The organism is Alienimonas sp. DA493, assembly GCF_043951915.1.
Lineage (GTDB): Bacteria > Planctomycetota > Planctomycetia > Planctomycetales > Planctomycetaceae > Alienimonas.
On the sequence record NZ_JBINJD010000018.1, the window covers coordinates 12,820 to 27,432 of the forward strand.

Annotated in this window: 17 protein-coding genes and 1 tRNA gene; 10 read left to right on the top strand and 8 right to left on the bottom strand. The window is 69.2% G+C overall.

Translation table 11 applies throughout. The features are described from left to right. Positions 1-82: 82 nt before the first annotated feature. The 5 genes from recG to ACG2DA_RS04615 all read right to left on the bottom strand — a co-directional run bounded on the left by recG (position 83) and on the right by ACG2DA_RS04615 (position 4,568). Positions 83-2,191, bottom strand: coding sequence for an ATP-dependent DNA helicase RecG (gene recG, locus ACG2DA_RS04595; protein WP_395254297.1), 2,109 nt, complete (start codon positions 2,189-2,191; stop codon positions 83-85). 65 nt (positions 2,192-2,256) lie between these two features. Next, positions 2,257-2,742, bottom strand: a complete 486-nt coding sequence (locus tag ACG2DA_RS04600) for a hypothetical protein (protein ID WP_395254298.1) — start codon at positions 2,740-2,742, stop codon at positions 2,257-2,259. A gap of 56 nt (positions 2,743-2,798) precedes the next feature. After that, positions 2,799-3,182 (bottom strand): hypothetical protein, encoded by a 384-nt coding sequence (locus tag ACG2DA_RS04605; protein ID WP_395254299.1) that lies wholly within the window; start codon positions 3,180-3,182, stop codon positions 2,799-2,801. Then, the gene (locus tag ACG2DA_RS04610) at positions 3,176-3,577 is read right to left on the bottom strand and encodes a hypothetical protein (protein ID WP_395254300.1); all 402 of its coding nucleotides are present in this window, start codon (positions 3,575-3,577) and stop codon (positions 3,176-3,178) included. The genes ACG2DA_RS04605 and ACG2DA_RS04610 overlap by 7 nt, the downstream gene beginning before the upstream one ends. Further along, on the bottom strand, positions 3,567-4,568 hold the full coding sequence (locus ACG2DA_RS04615) for a PQQ-binding-like beta-propeller repeat protein (protein WP_395254301.1): 1,002 nt from the start codon (positions 4,566-4,568) through the stop codon (positions 3,567-3,569). Before ACG2DA_RS04615 ends, ACG2DA_RS04610 begins: the two co-directional genes overlap by 11 nt. A 340-nt stretch (positions 4,569-4,908) precedes the next feature. On the opposite strand from ACG2DA_RS04615, the gene ACG2DA_RS04620 reads away from it, so the two are divergent. Continuing rightward, a complete protein-coding gene (locus tag ACG2DA_RS04620; protein WP_395254302.1) occupies positions 4,909-6,327 on the top strand; it encodes a hypothetical protein in 1,419 nt (472 codons plus the stop codon). 303 nt (positions 6,328-6,630) lie between these two features. On the opposite strand, the gene ACG2DA_RS04625 is transcribed toward ACG2DA_RS04620, so the two are convergent. From ACG2DA_RS04625 to ACG2DA_RS04635, 3 genes are all read right to left on the bottom strand, one after another. Then, complete coding sequence (locus ACG2DA_RS04625; protein ID WP_395254303.1) at positions 6,631-6,789, bottom strand: hypothetical protein; 159 nt, start codon at positions 6,787-6,789, stop codon at positions 6,631-6,633. A 112-nt stretch (positions 6,790-6,901) separates the two neighbouring features. Then, a tRNA-Ser gene (locus ACG2DA_RS04630) sits at positions 6,902-7,002 on the bottom strand. A 194-nt stretch (positions 7,003-7,196) separates the two neighbouring features. Continuing rightward, positions 7,197-7,928 (bottom strand): hypothetical protein, encoded by a 732-nt coding sequence (locus ACG2DA_RS04635; RefSeq protein WP_395254304.1) that lies wholly within the window; start codon positions 7,926-7,928, stop codon positions 7,197-7,199. Positions 7,929-8,335: 407 nt separating this feature from the next. Between ACG2DA_RS04635 and ACG2DA_RS04640 the strand changes: the two genes are divergently transcribed. The 9 genes from ACG2DA_RS04640 to ACG2DA_RS04680 all read left to right on the top strand — a co-directional run bounded on the left by ACG2DA_RS04640 (position 8,336) and on the right by ACG2DA_RS04680 (position 14,511). Then, positions 8,336-8,947 (top strand): recombinase family protein, encoded by a 612-nt coding sequence (locus tag ACG2DA_RS04640; protein WP_395254305.1) that lies wholly within the window; start codon positions 8,336-8,338, stop codon positions 8,945-8,947. A 277-nt stretch (positions 8,948-9,224) separates the two neighbouring features. Then, complete coding sequence (locus ACG2DA_RS04645) at positions 9,225-9,575, top strand: hypothetical protein (RefSeq protein WP_395254306.1); 351 nt, start codon at positions 9,225-9,227, stop codon at positions 9,573-9,575. Further along, entirely contained in the window at positions 9,572-10,978 is a 1,407-nt protein-coding gene (locus ACG2DA_RS04650) for a hypothetical protein (RefSeq protein WP_395254307.1), read from the top strand. Before ACG2DA_RS04645 ends, ACG2DA_RS04650 begins: the two co-directional genes overlap by 4 nt. A 34-nt stretch (positions 10,979-11,012) precedes the next feature. Next, positions 11,013-11,516, top strand: coding sequence for a hypothetical protein (locus tag ACG2DA_RS04655; protein ID WP_395254308.1), 504 nt, complete (start codon positions 11,013-11,015; stop codon positions 11,514-11,516). A gap of 1 nt (position 11,517) precedes the next feature. Further along, the gene (locus ACG2DA_RS04660) at positions 11,518-11,790 is read left to right on the top strand and encodes a helix-turn-helix domain-containing protein (protein WP_395254309.1); all 273 of its coding nucleotides are present in this window, start codon (positions 11,518-11,520) and stop codon (positions 11,788-11,790) included. After that, the gene (locus tag ACG2DA_RS04665; RefSeq protein WP_395254310.1) at positions 11,778-12,290 is read left to right on the top strand and encodes a hypothetical protein; all 513 of its coding nucleotides are present in this window, start codon (positions 11,778-11,780) and stop codon (positions 12,288-12,290) included. The genes ACG2DA_RS04660 and ACG2DA_RS04665 overlap by 13 nt, the downstream gene beginning before the upstream one ends. 47 nt (positions 12,291-12,337) lie before the next feature. Next, the gene (locus tag ACG2DA_RS04670) at positions 12,338-12,874 is read left to right on the top strand and encodes a DUF2213 domain-containing protein (RefSeq protein WP_395254311.1); all 537 of its coding nucleotides are present in this window, start codon (positions 12,338-12,340) and stop codon (positions 12,872-12,874) included. A gap of 451 nt (positions 12,875-13,325) precedes the next feature. After that, positions 13,326-13,778 (top strand): hypothetical protein, encoded by a 453-nt coding sequence (locus ACG2DA_RS04675; protein ID WP_395254312.1) that lies wholly within the window; start codon positions 13,326-13,328, stop codon positions 13,776-13,778. Positions 13,779-13,839: 61 nt separating this feature from the next. Then, entirely contained in the window at positions 13,840-14,511 is a 672-nt protein-coding gene (locus tag ACG2DA_RS04680; RefSeq protein WP_395254313.1) for a hypothetical protein, read from the top strand. Positions 14,512-14,613: the final 102 nt, after the last annotated feature.

Below are 14,613 nucleotides of genomic sequence, written 5' to 3' on the forward strand. Positions count from 1 at the left end.
AGCGTCAGCGAGGTCCGCGACGAGGTACGAAACGTCGGAACCGGGTGCGGGCGGCGTCGATCAGGCCGAAAGGAGGCCGCGTCTATCCGGTCTTCGCCAGTTCGAGCACCTCGCCGAAGCGGTCCAGCACCTCGGCCTTCACCATTGCCCAGTCCGGCTCGTCGAACTGGGCGGTCTCCACGAGGTGAAACGCCCGGCGGCGGGCCGTTTCCAGTAAGTCCCGGTCGCGTTGCGGGTCGGCGACGCGGAGGGCGCTTTTGCCGCTCTGCCGGGTGCCCAGCACGTGGCCGGGGCCGCGTTGGGCGAAGTCGGCCTCGGCGATTTCAAAGCCGTCGGTGGTGCGTTCCAATACGCCCAACCGCTCCGTCGCCGCGGGGCTCGTCTGGTCGGTGTAGAGGAAGCAATACCCCCGCCGGGAGCCCCGGGCGACGCGGCCGCGGAGCTGGTGGAGTTGGCTCAGGCCGAAGCTCTCTGCTTTTTGAATGACCATCAGCGTCGCGTTGGGCACGTCCACGCCGACCTCCACCACCGTGGTGCTGACGAGAACCCGCGTCTCGCCGGTTTTGAAGGCGTTCATCGCGGCGTCCTTTTTGTCCGCGTCCATGCGGCCGTGCACCAGGCCGACCGCGTAGCCCTTCAATTCCCCCTCGACCAGTTCCTTATAAGTCGCCTCGACGGAGGCGGAGAGTTCGTCGCTTTCGGCGTCGGCTTCGTCCGCCGAGCCGACCTTCGGGCAGATGACGTACAGTTGGCGGCCCTCGTCCAGCTTCTCCCGAATAAAATGCCAGGTCTTCTGCCGGGCCTTGGGGCCGGGCACGCGGCTGGTGACGACCGGTTGGCGGCCGGGGGGCAGGTCGCGGACGGTGGTCACGTCCAGATCGCCGAACTGGGTGAGGGCGAGGCTGCGGGGGATCGGCGTGGCGGTCATCACCAGCACGTGCGGGTCGCGGTCGCCGGCGCTGAAGGCGGCCCGCTGGGCGACGCCGAACTTGTGCTGCTCGTCCACCACCGCGACCCCCAACCGCGGGATCTCCACCCCCTTTTGAATGAGGGCCTGCGTGCCGACGATCAGTTGCACCGCCCCGCTTTTAATTCTCGCCCGCAGATCCTTCCGCTTCTTCGCCGTCAAACGGCCGGTCAACAATCGCCGTTCGACCCGGCTGTGGGCGAGGGCGTGCTGCACCGTGGCCCAATGCTGGTTGGCGAGGACCTCCGTCGGGGCCATCAACACCGCCTGCCGGCCGTGGGCCACGGCGGTCAACATGGCGTAGAGCGCGACCACCGTTTTGCCGGCCCCCACGTCGGCTTGAAGCAGCCGGTGCATCGCGATTTCGCTGGCCAGATCGGCGGCGATCTCTTTGACGGCCTGGTTCTGGCCGTCGGTGAATTCGAAGGGGAACAGCCGGCGGATGCGGGCGTCGATCTTGGCGGAGACCGGCAGCGGGTCGGCGCTCCCCCCGCTCCGCCACAGCCGGCGCCGCAGGGCGACGCCGAGTTGGAACTCGAATAGATCGTCGAACAGCACCCGGTCCCGGGCGGCGTTGAAGTCCTCCAGCGTCTGGGCGGCGTGCAGGTTCGCGGCGGCGTCGCGGAGGTGCGGCAGGCCGTGCTGGTCGCGGAACGCCTTGGGCAGCGGGTCGCAGATATAATGCCCGAACCCCTCCACCGCCCGGGTCGCCAGCATGTTGAGCCCCCGCTGGTTCACCCCCTCGGTGAGGGCGTAGCGGGGCTCGATGCCGCCGGCCGCCCCGTCCGGCTCGCCCTCTAAGCTCTGCACCTGCGGCGACGAAAACTCCCAGGCCCCGTCGTAGCGTTTCGGCTTGCCGGTCAGCATCACCCGCTGGCCGGGCGGCAACTTCTTGCGCATCCACGGCTGATTGAAGAAGCTCGCCCGAACCATGCCCGAGTTCGTCTCCACCACCGCTTTGACCAGCGTGCGGCCGTTGCGGGTGGGGCGGGCGTCGACGTCGACCACCACGCCGCGGACGGTGTGAATCGTGTCGGCGTTCAGCTCCTCGACCGACGCGGCGACGGAGAGGTCCAGCACGTCCCGCGGCAACAGAAAGAGCAGATCGCGGACCGTCAGAATGTCCAGCTTGGCCAGCAGCGCCGCCCGGCGGGGGCCGCAGCCGCGGACGTACTGCACAGGGGTGTCGAGCGGATCGTCGGCGAGGGGAACGTCGTCGGCCATTGCGGTCCCATCCTAAGCCCGCGGGGCGGTTCCGGCGTCCGTCCGCCGCGGGTTCCCGGCCGAGGTCAGAGGATCTCGCCGAGGACCGAGACCGCCGCCGCCCCGGACAGGTACAGCCACCCCACGCCGACGGCGTAGACCGCCGCCGCCCGCCGGGCCGGCGGCTCCCAGCGCCCGCGGCGGAGCAACCACAGACCGCCCGCCGCCGCGGCGGGGATCAGGCAGGGCACGAGGATCGTCCATTCCCAAAACGTGCGTTCCCACCAGCGCATCAACGACCAGACCGGCTCGATCCGCAGCCTCATGCAGACGACCAGCAGGACGAAGCTGCCGACGAACGCCAGCAGCGGGACGGTCAGCAGCCAGACCGCCGCCCGCCGCCACGGCCCGGCGGGGTCGAAGGGGTCCGGCTCCAGGAGCGTCGCCCAGTCGCGGCGTCGCGGCGCCCCCCCGGCCCACCACGGCTGCGGGAGGACGGCGGGCGTGACGCCCCACCACCGCGGCCGGGCTGCGGCCATCAGGTCGTCGTCGGGCGGCGGGGCGTCGGACATCAAGATTCCGGCGGGAACGAACGGCGGGCGGCGTCGGGCGCGGCGGCCGCTTCGGTTTAGAAGATCTCCCGGAACGCCGTGATCGTCGCCAGCCCCGTGCCCAGCCACCACGCGCCGCCGACGATCGCGTAGACCGCCGCGGCCCGCCACGCCGCCGGGTCCGCCCGCCCGCGCCAGACCAGCCAGGCGCACCCGGCGGCGGTCGCGGGGACGGAACAGAGACTCATCACATAGAGATCTCCTAACCAGCTCCGGCCGCCGGCGTTGTAGAGCGCGTTGATCAGGTCGCGGACGGGATCGACGCCGGACGTTTCGCAGATCAGCAGCAGGGCGAAGTTGCCGGCCACGATCGCCAGCGGCAGCGCCCCCAACCAGACGGCCCGCCGCCAGACGCCGGCGTCGTCAGCGCCGTCGAACGGGGGGAGAGAGGAGGTCACCACGGCATCCCGTTCCAAACTCGAACCGCGGTGATGGCGGCGAACACGAGGGCGGTCAGGGCGCCAAACGCGGCCAGCGTCGCGGCCAGCGCCCGCCCCACCCCGCGGCGGGTGACGCCCCAGCGTCGCAGCTCCAAGACGGCGACCGGAACCGCCGCGGGCGCGGCGAGCGCCGCGGCCACCGCCGCGACGCCCGTCCGGCCGCCGCCCGCGGCCTGATAAAGCCGCTGGACCACGTCGAACGAGCGGGGGAAAAACCGGCTGACCGCGACGGCCGCCGCAAAATTCGCGGCCACGATCGCCGCCGGGGCTCCGTACCGCCAGACCCAACGTCGGGCGTACCACGGTTCGACGACCCTGGGGAGCGGCTCATCGGCGGCGGGCGGTTCAGAACTCATAGGCGATCAACGCATCTAACGCCCGCACGAAGATCCGCCCGCCCTCGCCGTTCCCCGTCACGGCGACGTGGGCCCAGCTGGTGGCGTCGGTGACCGCCCGTTCGTCGAGGAGCCTGAACTCCGTCGGGTCGGCGGCGATCAGTTCCAGTTCGCCGCCCGATCCCAGCGACAGAATTCTCGCCCCGTCGGTGACGAGCGAGCGGTAGTCCGGCCCCGGCGGGCCGGTCCACGCCGCCTCGCCCGTCTCCAGGTCGTAGCAGACGAGCCGATCGTTCTTGAGGTGCTGATAGACGTACCCGTCGATCACGACCGGGCTGCTCATATAGCCCTGCCGGTTGTTCTCCCACTCGGTGGAGACGACCCACAGGCCGTCGGTTCGTTTGACCTCGCGCAGCGTCGTCCCGCCGCCGTACGTGCTCGTCAGCAGGCGGGCCCCGCCGCCGGTCTCGCCGCGTAACGGCAGGACGACGGGGGTGAGGATGTTCATCCCGCGGAACGCCTCGACGTCCGTGTGCCACAGGCCGAACCCGTCCGCCGGATTCACGCCGTACAACCGCGTGCGGGTCTGGACGAGAATCTGCGGCACGCCGCCGATCGTGGCGGCGACCGGGGAGGAGAACGCCCCTTCGGTCATCATGCTCTCGCCGTCGGCGCCCACGGTCCGGTCGAGCACGGTCCAGAGCGCCTCGCCGGCGGCGGCGTCCACCTTGCTGAAGCCGGCGACCGTGTGGACGTAGACGGCCGCGTCGCCGGTCTCGTCGGACAGCGCCAGCGGGCTGGCGACGTGGCCGAACGCCTCCGGATCCATGCCGGCCCGGGCGGCGAAGTCGACCCGCCAGCGCTCCTCACCGGTGGCGGCGTCGAGGGCGATCAGCACGTCCCGAATCCCGGCGACGAACAACAGGCCGTCGCCGTTCTCGTCGACGTGCAGCGCCGGGGTGCTGCGAATCCAATCGCCGTTGGCCTTCGCCTGCGCTGACAGGTAACACACTGGCCTTCACCGTGAGCGGGGAGACCCGGCCAGCGTAGCCCGAGCCCGCCCCCGCCGCACGCGGGACGGCCGCCGTTTTGCCGCCCAGGCGCGCCCACAGCGCGAGCCGAGCCCCCGCCGCGAGCCAACGCCCGGCCCGGGAGCCCAGGGCCGCAGGGAGCCGCACAGGTTGAACGAACCTGCTCCCACCGAATCGCCCGCCCGGTTCGCGCCGCGGGTCCGACGGTAGGGGTGTGGTTTGGGGGGTCGACGGACCTCCCCCAGGACACCCCCGGCCGTTCCGCACTGTGCAAGGGGCGGAACGGCCGGGGGGTCGCCACACCCAAACCCTTGCACGACCATGACAACGCGACCCCAGGTCGCCCCCCGCCCAGAGGCGAACGGGCCGACCCACGCATCCCCGACCGAGCCGCCGCGGGTCTCCGCCGTGCGGTGGATGGACGCCCGCAGGGCCGACCGCCTGCGGACCCTCCCCAGCGTGCCGCACGAACCGCGGCCGGTGGCGAGCCCGTTCTCCGAGCACTTCGAGAACGACGTGCTCCCCCTGCTCGACCTGCCCCGGGGCCGGAAGGCCCGCGAGGCCGCGGCCTGCGCCTTAGCGGACCTCTACGCGGCCGCCAACGCGGGCCGGGCGACGGCCGACGGTCGGGATACGAGACACAGCGGAACCAAGGCCCGAGTCCGAGCCTGGGACGCCCTGGTCGCCGCGGGGCTGGTGCTGAAACGCACCGGCAGCGAGCGGGCCGGGAAGACGACCCGGTACGGGCTGACCTTCCGGGGCGAACGCCTGCGACGCGCCCAGCACTTCACCCTCACCGACCTGATCGACGTGACCCCCGCCCCGCCCGCCTCCACCGCCCGCCGCGGCTCGCTCCCCAGCCGGTTCGCCCCGGTGGTCCTCCACGACGCGGACGGGAACCCCCGCCGCTGGCCCCGACTGGATCGCTACACCGCCGCGGAGGTGCGGGAGGTGGAGGAGGCCGTGATCCGGTTGAACGACGCCAACCTGAACCACGCCTGGAAGATTTACCGCGACCTCGACGGCCGCCCGGTGCCGGACCAGCCGAACGTCGTCGTGCGGGCGATCTACAACGAAGACTTCAAGCACGGCGGCCGGCTCTACAGTTCGACCGCGAACGCCTACAACGACCTCCCGCGGGCCGTGCGGCGCACCATGCGGATCGACGGGGAGCCGATCGCCGAACTGGACTACAGCGGGTTTCACCCGCGGGCGTTGTACCACTACGGCGGACACGAGTTCCGCGGCGACGTTTACCAACCGGCCCGGGTGCTGCCGGCCGCCTGCCCGAACGGGGACGCGCCCGCCGCGGTGCGGAAGGGGGTCAAGGTGGCCACGAACATCCTGCTCAACGCCGCCACCCGAAAGGCCGCCGTCGGGGCCGCGGTACAGGACGAGGCGATCGGCCGGAGCCCGGAGTTCCGGGCCGCGCTGGAAACCTGCGGGGTCGGCGTGGGCGACATGCTGGACGCGATCAAGCGGGCTCACGCCCCCATCGCCCGGCACTTTCACACCGGGGCCGGCCTGCGGCTCCAACGGCTCGACGTGCAGTTGATGCTCGCGGTGCTCGGCCGGTTCGTGGACGAGGGCAAGCCCGCCCTGGGCCTGCACGACGCGGTCCTCTGCCGGGTTTCGGACGCGGAGTTCGCGGCGGAGGTGATGGCCCGGGAGTACCGAAAAGTCTTCGGAGGAGACGCCGAAATCACCCGCGCCTGGCCGCCGTGTTCAAAACACCCGTAAAGCGCAGCAGGGTAAGGGGTTAGGGCAAAAGTGCTTGGGTAATGGGGAGCACCGCCCCCGGAGCCCCCCGTGTGTGTATGTTCGGGGAGCTTTTGGCGTACAGGAGTCAAAGGGGAGACCGGAGACAGTGAGGGTGAGGGGAACACGAAACCCCTCATCTGCGCAGGAGCACAACTTCTCTATCTCACCTGCTCAATGAACTCCTCCACCACCCGACCCGTTCCAGGTCGGCTGGACGGTGAACGGCGAACGCGCTAAAACGACACCCCCGTACGGGTACCAGCCGTACGGGGGCGTTCTCCGTTACGCCGCCACGGGCACCACGATCGGGAATGCCTTGATCCCGCGTTCGGAAGCGTGGATACGCTTACCGTTCACGGTGATCCAAGGCCGCCAGATCAGTCGGTGGCCGGGCGGGACCTTGATCTTGGTCTTCGTGCGCTTCTTTTTCGGCTTGCTCACGATGACCTCCTTTCAGGTTCCTGACGGAGGCCGCTTCCGCCTGGGCCGGTCCATCCCGTAGAATGGACCTGCTCGGCTCCCCCACGGCCCGGCCTCCGTGGCCTGGGGGACATGCGGCGGGCGGGGTTCGAACCCGCAAGGGACGTGTGCTCTGTCCAGGAGCGTCCCGCCGGATTTCGAATCCGGTGCGTTTGCCAGTTTCGCCACCGCCGCATCCGTCCCGTCCTCCGCAACGTGCGGGAGGCGGGGCGGCCTTGTTAGTAACTGCTTGACAGCGGCGGACCGCGGGCGACGATACACGCGCAGCCCGGCCGCGTTCTCACGGACACGGTGAAATCCTTCCAGGGATGAATCGGTTGCACGAGTCGGCGGTGTCCTACCACCGCCGACTCATTTACGTTGGACATCTACATTTCCGCCTCCCGCTCGTCGTCTGCTTGACCCCACGTTACCTCGGCAGGCATGTACCACCGCCGGCCACGCCGCTTCTCGGTGTGAACTAGACCTTTCCGGTACAACGTGTGCAGCGTCTTACGCATCACGTTTTCCGGGTCCTCGCTTCGAGTTTTGAACTTTCCCAGCAGGTTGTCGATGATGTCCGAGGCAGGAGCACCTGCGGGATTCTCGTCGAGCCACTGCAAGATCGCCTCCCGCACGCCGGGCAGGTCCTGATCGTCCGCCTCCTCGGGCTCTACCTGCTTACCTGACTCTGTATCACCGTCATCCGGTTGGCGGTCGTCGGTATCCGAGGTGGTACGGAGCGTCCAGCGGCGGCGCGTTGAGTGATCGGGGTGCGGGTGGAACTCGAACATCTCGCTCTTGGGTCCGTACAGGACGGTCCGCACCGCCGAAGCCGTAAGCCCCGTCCCCTCAGCGATCACGGCCGTCGCCACTGGGCCGCTCTGTTGACTCAGGAACCGCTCCACCTTCGCGGCGTCGGTCAGACCGGAGTCGTCATTACCCGCGGCAGCGGCGTTCCGCTTGAACTCTTCAACAGCCTCGAGGACGAAGTCGACGCCCTGGGCGGTTAGCACCTCCTCAAGCAACTCTAGGTGCTCGACCTGCTGCTGAAGTCGCGCAGCGGCCTCCTCTCTCTGTGCTTGCAGCCGGCGGAGGGGGGAGGAGCTGTCAGTAGCCATATCACCGGCGGGGAGCCCCGCGGCATCATGATTGACTACTCGTCACCGGAAGGCAAGAGCGCGATCTTCAAACGGCAGACAATCTGCTGCGACCGGTCTTACCGGTGCCCGTCGGAACGCGGAGAAAGGTGATCTGGCAAAACCTTGGCAGTGCGCTGGAGCAACGAACGGCACTCACCTCTCTCGCTCCCCCACCCCCGATCGACGAGGCCGGGCCGCCGCACCCTCTCCGAGGCTCCGCCGCACCTCTGGAAAGTACCAACCCCCGCCGGCGGAGCCCGCCCGAGCCCCAGCACGGCAGGGCCGCGGGAGACCCCGAAACTGTAAGGCTGGGGTTGTAAAACAAACTTGCGCACGGCGCGGAGCCGCGTGACGGTACGGGCTCACCCAGCCCCCCGCACGACGCCATGCCCCGCACCGCCCCCAAGCACGCCGCGATCTACGTCCGCGTCAGCAGCGACGACCAACGCCACCGCAGCCAACTGCCCGACCTGCGGCGGTGGGCGGAGGTCCGGGACGAGCCGGTGAAATGGTACGAAGACAAGGCCACCGGGAAGGTGATGGACCGCCCGGGCTGGAACGCCCTGATGAAGGACGTGCGGGCCGGGAAGGTGTCCGCGGTGGTCTGCTGGCGCCTGGACCGCCTGGGCCGCAACACCGCCGGGGTGGCCGCCCTGCTGGACGAACTGCGGGAGCGCAAGGTGAAGCTGGTCAGCGTGACCGAGGGGATCGACTTCGGGACCGCCATCGGAAAGGCCGTCGCCTCCATCCTCGCCGCCCTGGCAGAGTGGGAGACCGAGGTGCGGGGCGAGCGGGTGAAGGCCGGACAGGCCGCGGCGCGTAAGGCCGGGAAGCGGTGGGGCGGGGGCGTGCCGGGCCGCCGCAAGGTGACGCCCGCCAAGGAACGCACCATCCGCCGCCTGAAGGCCGACGGGGAGACGGTGGCCGCCATCTGCCGGGAGGTCGGGCTGTCCCGACCCACGGTCTACAGCGTGCTCAACGAACCCGCCGCCGCGTAGGACTCCGCGTTGCCGCCCAGGCGCGCCCACAGCGCGAGCCGAGCCGCCCGTGCGGGCAAACCCCTGCGGCGCACACACAATGCCGCAGGCGGCCGCAGGGGAGCCGCCGTGCGGGGCCGCGGGAGCGGTGGAAGGCTGGGGTATCTAGAAACAGGGCCGCGGGGGGAGCGTTATAGACCGATCCGGCGGTGAGATACGTCCCTAATCTGGGGAGACGTAAGAACCTCGGCCGGAGCGGTGCCGCCCCGGTCGGGACCGTATCTCCCGGACCCTCCCCATGCCTCGTAAACGGAACCTGATCCCCAGCACGTTCAAGCCGAAGGTCTGGGACCAGCTCGACCAGCGGGGCACCGTGGCCCGGGCCGTGAAGGACCGGCTGGCGGAACTCAAAAGCGACCACCGCATCGACTCCACCGGGAAGGAGATGCTGGCCGAGCGGGCGGTCTTTATCGAACTGACCCTCCAGACGATGGAGGTGAACGCCGCGGAGACCGGGGACATCGACCTCGGCAAGTACGCCCAGGCGGTGAACGCCCTCAACGGCCTGCTCACGAAGCTGGGTCTGGAACCGGCCGAGCGGAAGGCCCCCAGCCTCAAGGCCTACGTCAGCGAGAGGAAGGCCGGATGAATATCAACATCCTCGACGCCGCGGGCGATCCCAACCTGTTCCGCCCGTACCTCGTGGGGAAAGAAGGTCCTAAATCGTGGCGACACTGGCGGACCGCCCTGCGGGTGCTGTACGGCCTGCCCACCCGCCCGACGGACGAAGACCTGATCCGTAAATGCACCGGCCGAGACCCCGCCGGCCTGCCCGCGGAGGGGTTCGACACCGCCCTGTTCCTGGTCGGCCGCCGCAGCGGGAAGAGCCGCGTGGCCGGGTTGATCGCCGCCTACGAAGCCGCCCTGGGCGGGCACGAAGCGAAGCTGGACAAGGGCGAGCAGGGGCTGGTGGCCGTGCTGGCCCCCATCAAAACGCAAGCCGCCCTCGTCAAGAACTACATCCGGGCCGCCTTCGACACGCCCATGCTCGCCCGGGAGGTAATCCGCGAGACCCGGGACGGATTCGACCTGAACGGCGGGATCAGCGTGCGCATCCTCGCCGGGGACTGGCGCACCGTGCGGGGTTATACGCTGGTCGCCGCGGTGCTGGACGAAGCCGCGTTCTTCGGGTTCGACGCCGAAGCGAAGGTGAAAAGCGACTCGGAACTCATTGGAGCGATCAAGCCCGGCCTTGCCACCACCGGGGGCAAGCTCATCGCGATCAGCTCTCCCCACGCTCGGAAAGGCTGGACGTGGAAGCAGTATGAGAAGAACTACGGGAACGACGCGGGCCGCAACCTCGTCTGGAACTGCGCCTCCCGCACCATGAACCCCTCGCTGGATCCTCGTGTGGTGGAGGAGGCGATGCGGGAGGACCGGGCCAAGGCCCTGGCCGAATATATGGGCCAGTTCCGCGACGACGTGGCCGCGTTCCTGGACCGGACCCTGCTCGACTCGCTGGTCGTGCCGGGCCAAGGCGACCTGCTCCCGCGGAGGGAAGTGCGCTACTTCGCGTTCGCGGACGTGAGCGGGGGCCGGGGGGACGACGCCGTGCTCGCGATCGCCCACCGGGACGCCCGCGGGAAGGTTGTGATCGACTGCATCCACCGCGTTCGCCCCCCGTTCAGCCCCGCCCTCGCGGTGAAGGAGATGACCGCGACCGCCAAGCGGTACGGGGTGCGAAAGGTGGTCGGGGACAACTACGCGGCCGAATACACCGTCGAGGCCTTCAAGAAGCACGGCCTGAGATATGAGGACGTCAAGAAGTCGAAGTCGGAGCTGTATCTCGAACTGCTCCCCCGCTTGACCAGCGGGGAGGTGGAACTGCCCGACAACGCCGCCCTGCTGGATCAGCTCGCCGGCCTCGAACGCCGGCCCCACAGCGGGGGCCGCGACTCCGTCGACCACCCGCGCGGAGCCCACGACGACATCGCCAACGCGGTGGCCGGGGCGGTGTCCCTGGCCGGACGCAAACCCCGCGTGGCCGGCTGAATCCCCCTCCCCAAACCCCTCCCGAACCCCCGCCATGTACGACCACCAGACCGAACGCCCCTACGACTTTTCGCTCTCCCCGGCCAAGCACCTCGAGAACTGGGAGAAGGCGAACGGCACGGTCCACGAACAGGAGGGGGAGACCTTCTACGCCCCCAACGGGGCGCAGTGCTGCCCGTTCGCCTCGGGCGTCACTATGGACTTTACCTGCGGCCTGGACACGGTGCCGGGCCAGCCGTGGATCAACCGCGTGAAGTACGCGGAACTCAAACGCGACCGCCTCAAACTCGACTTCGACGATTTCAAGAACCACCTGCTGAACGGGACGATCTTTGAAGGCCGGGACGCGGACCTCGCCAAGCTGAAAGCGATGCAGCAGGAGGTGAGGCGGGCCGCCGAGGCCGTCGAAGCCGCCGAGCGGGAACGGCGCGAGCACGACCCGTTGAAGCGGCAGGAGGACCGCCGCGCGTTGTGGGAAATTCAACGCGACGAGGAACGGGCCGAATTTCAGAACCTCGTGAACTCCGTGCAGGTGTGACGTGGGAAGCATCACCAGCACGCCCGCCGCCGCGCCCGCGCCCGCGCCCGCGGACGCCCCTGACACACGCGATCGCCTGCTGCGAGTTTTCGCCCGCAGCCGAGCCCCGCTGACGATCGGACAGGCCGCGGCCCGGGCGGGGATCGCCCGGTTCGCCGCCTACCGGATCGTCGAAGACCTGGATTGGCACGGCTCCCTCGTTCAAGTCCGCGACGAATGGGCCGGCCTCGCAAACAAGACCACTTACACGACACCGAACCGATGCAAACGCTGACCAACGCCTACTGCTGCAACGCGGCCAGTCCGCCCGCAAACCGCACCGCCGGCGTGCAACCGCTGGGGCTGCCCGTTTACCGCCCTGGGGCCGCGCCTGCGGCCGCCCAGGGCTACACCGAGACCCAGGCCGCCCGCTACGCGGCCAACGCCGCAGGGAGCGACGACGGGCCGGACAGGCTCACCCCCGCGGACCTCGCGTTGATGGGGTACGGGGTGAATACGCACGCCAGCGTCCGCGACGCGCTGCGGGAGGACGGCCACGACGCCGGCCGAGACGACCGCACCCTCACCGACCTGCTGCGGGACGCGGGGTTCGACCCAGGGCCGACCGGGCGGGACGTGCACGAAGCGATCGCCGCGGACCAGACCCGCCGCCGGGCCGCGCCGGAGCCCCTGGGCCTGCCCCAGTGGACGCCGGAGCCCTCCGAAAAGGACCGGCCGAACCGCGGCCCCGCCCCCTCCTCCGGCCCGCAGCCCCTCGACCTGCCGGGCTGGTGAACCGCCCCGCGGTCCCTCCCCCGCCACGCCCAGCCGACCCTCCCCCGATGGCCAGAACCCGCTCCGCCACCCTCGAAGACCGCCCGCACCTCGTCGCCCCGGTGGTGATGCTGACGCCGGGCACGCACGCCGGGAATCTGGGGCCGGTGAACTATCCCGCCGAGGAACTCCGCCGCTCCGCCCCGCTGTGGAACGGCCGGCCGGTGGTCGTTTACCACCCCGGCCTCTATCAGGACAGCTACGCGGGCAGCCCGGAGGTGTTCAGCAAGCAGAAGATCGGCACGGTGTTCAACGCCCGGGTCGACGGCCGGGGCAATCTGATCGCCGACGTGTGGGTCGACGCGGACCGGGCCGAGCGGGTCGACCGGCGGGTCGCCGCCGCGTTGGCCGCGGGGACCGCCGTGGAGGTCTCGACGGGCCTCTACTTCGACGCGGACGGGGTGCCGGGGGTGGACTCCCGAGGGCGGGCCTACGAGGCGACCGCGACGAACTACCGGCCGGACCACCTGGCGATCCTGCCGGACCAGCGGGGGGCCTGTTCGATCGCCGACGGCTGCGGACTGCTGCGGGCCGACGCGGCGTGAGCGGAAGCGGCAACGCCCCGGGGGGAACGCCGGTTTGTCGGCCGGCGCCGGGGCGGGCGGAGCGGGGGGCCGGTTTTCACCCCCGCTCCGCCGGCCGCGACCGCTCGCGGGTGAGGCAGATTGTCGCACACAAACTCTCCGCCGGGGATGCCGAGACGCATCGGCATCCACTTTCTTATAGTCCGATGGGCTGTTTTTATAGACCGAAAAGGGGTGCGTCGATAATGCACGCGGACTTCGGCATTCTCTTCCGACAGTAGGGGATGGGGAACGGCTTTGATCCTGTTTTTGTAGGCCCGGGTCGCATTTGAAAATCTTCAAAATAGGCCGTTTTCACACTGGACAGGACGGCGGTTCGGAGTGTCAATGAGGGGGTCCAAGCCGCACGCCGCGGCCGACTTTCGACGCCGCCCCGACGACGGTGCGGCTTTCTCTCTTCTCGGAAAAGAAAATGCGTACCAACGCACCCGCTACCGGTCTGCGCACTGACAGCCCCGCCACCGCCACGCAATCCAAAAAGGCCCTCAGCCGCGACGCGAGGGGCCAGTTCGCGCCCAAGCAGGTCCCGTCGCCGTTCCCCCGCTGCGGCTGCTGGTACATCGACCTCTCCCGCTTCCCCTCCGCCGACGCTTTCACGGCCTCTCCGTCGGGGAGGACCGGAAGGCTGAAGGTGCCCAGGCGATACATCATCAACGCCTGCGGCTATCAACTCGAGGTGAGGCATATGGTCGGGGGAGGCTTCCTAATGACGGTGCCGCCGGAGGAAGACCTGTGGGCGGAAACGGACGTTTGCTTCAGGGCTCACCGCCTCTCCCTCGACCTCCTCGCGCTGCTCCGGCACGCCCGCCGGAACAACGTGGACCTGCTGCTTGTGACTTGCGTCGAAGAGGACGACGAGGAGTAGACCTCCATCGGTCCTTTCGACTTTTCAACCTTCACCATTTCCCCGACGCCAGAGCATCAAGATGAGCATTGTATTTGAGTCTGCCAACAGCCTCCGCGGCGACCTCGAACCGCTCGTTACGTGGAATCTCAGCCTGAACCATCTCACCCCAAGGGATCGCGTCCTGCTGGCCCGCTGCCGCGGGGAATGCGACCATCTACAGAGCGTAAACCGCTTCAACTTCGAAGGGTACGGCTTTCTGATCCGGGACTATCAACCGCTGCAACTCGGGCACCCTGATCGCGCCCCTTCGTACAGCAGTCTCCAAGATGAGGGCTTTTCTGGTGCCCTGCGGGAACTGATCGCAGAAGCGGTGAAGCAAGGCGTGTATTTTCTCCACCTGTCTTACCGCGGCCAGCGCGTCTCGACGTTCCCCTTACACCCTCATCCGGAAGTCATCGACTTTCGAAGCCGCCACGGCGACTGTCGATTCCATATGGACGAGTGGGACGTTCGGCACGACGAATGGATCGCTGACGTTATCTGGGCCACCCACAAACAAAAGGAATATGAGGAGACCGGGGCTGTCGGGAACTTATTAGAGAGAGCCGCCGTGAGGCAGCTTCTGGATGTCGGGATCAATGTGGCACCGGAGCCCGGCTCCCCGTTTGAGTTCAGTCCGCGCTGGGCAAGCCTGCTCTCCGCGGCTGAGCGGGCAGCACTTCTCGAGGGTTGGGGCGGTGATTCTGCGTAGCGCAGGAGCCGCGGCGACGTGACCATCGCCACCGCGGCAGCCGACCGGCCTGATCTCCGGGCGGTGGCGGGTCCCACCCCGACCGGGACCCGCCCGCCGCTT

Bases quoted from the DNA above. Each gene is read 5' to 3' on its own strand.
- recG (WP_395254297.1), bottom strand. From the start codon at position 2,191: ATGGCCGACGACGTTCCCCTCGCCGACGATCCGCTCGACACCCCTGTG.
- ACG2DA_RS04600 (WP_395254298.1), bottom strand. From the start codon at position 2,742: ATGTCCGACGCCCCGCCGCCCGACGACGACCTGATGGCCGCAGCCCGG.
- ACG2DA_RS04610 (WP_395254300.1), bottom strand. From the start codon at position 3,577: ATGAGTTCTGAACCGCCCGCCGCCGATGAGCCGCTCCCCAGGGTCGTC.
- ACG2DA_RS04620 (WP_395254302.1), top strand. From the start codon at position 4,909: ATGACAACGCGACCCCAGGTCGCCCCCCGCCCAGAGGCGAACGGGCCG.
- ACG2DA_RS04635 (WP_395254304.1), bottom strand. From the start codon at position 7,928: ATGGCTACTGACAGCTCCTCCCCCCTCCGCCGGCTGCAAGCACAGAGA.
- ACG2DA_RS04640 (WP_395254305.1), top strand. From the start codon at position 8,336: ATGCCCCGCACCGCCCCCAAGCACGCCGCGATCTACGTCCGCGTCAGC.
- ACG2DA_RS04645 (WP_395254306.1), top strand. From the start codon at position 9,225: ATGCCTCGTAAACGGAACCTGATCCCCAGCACGTTCAAGCCGAAGGTC.
- ACG2DA_RS04650 (WP_395254307.1), top strand. From the start codon at position 9,572: ATGAATATCAACATCCTCGACGCCGCGGGCGATCCCAACCTGTTCCGC.
- ACG2DA_RS04655 (WP_395254308.1), top strand. From the start codon at position 11,013: ATGTACGACCACCAGACCGAACGCCCCTACGACTTTTCGCTCTCCCCG.
- ACG2DA_RS04665 (WP_395254310.1), top strand. From the start codon at position 11,778: ATGCAAACGCTGACCAACGCCTACTGCTGCAACGCGGCCAGTCCGCCC.
- ACG2DA_RS04670 (WP_395254311.1), top strand. From the start codon at position 12,338: ATGGCCAGAACCCGCTCCGCCACCCTCGAAGACCGCCCGCACCTCGTC.
- ACG2DA_RS04675 (WP_395254312.1), top strand. From the start codon at position 13,326: ATGCGTACCAACGCACCCGCTACCGGTCTGCGCACTGACAGCCCCGCC.
- ACG2DA_RS04680 (WP_395254313.1), top strand. From the start codon at position 13,840: ATGAGCATTGTATTTGAGTCTGCCAACAGCCTCCGCGGCGACCTCGAA.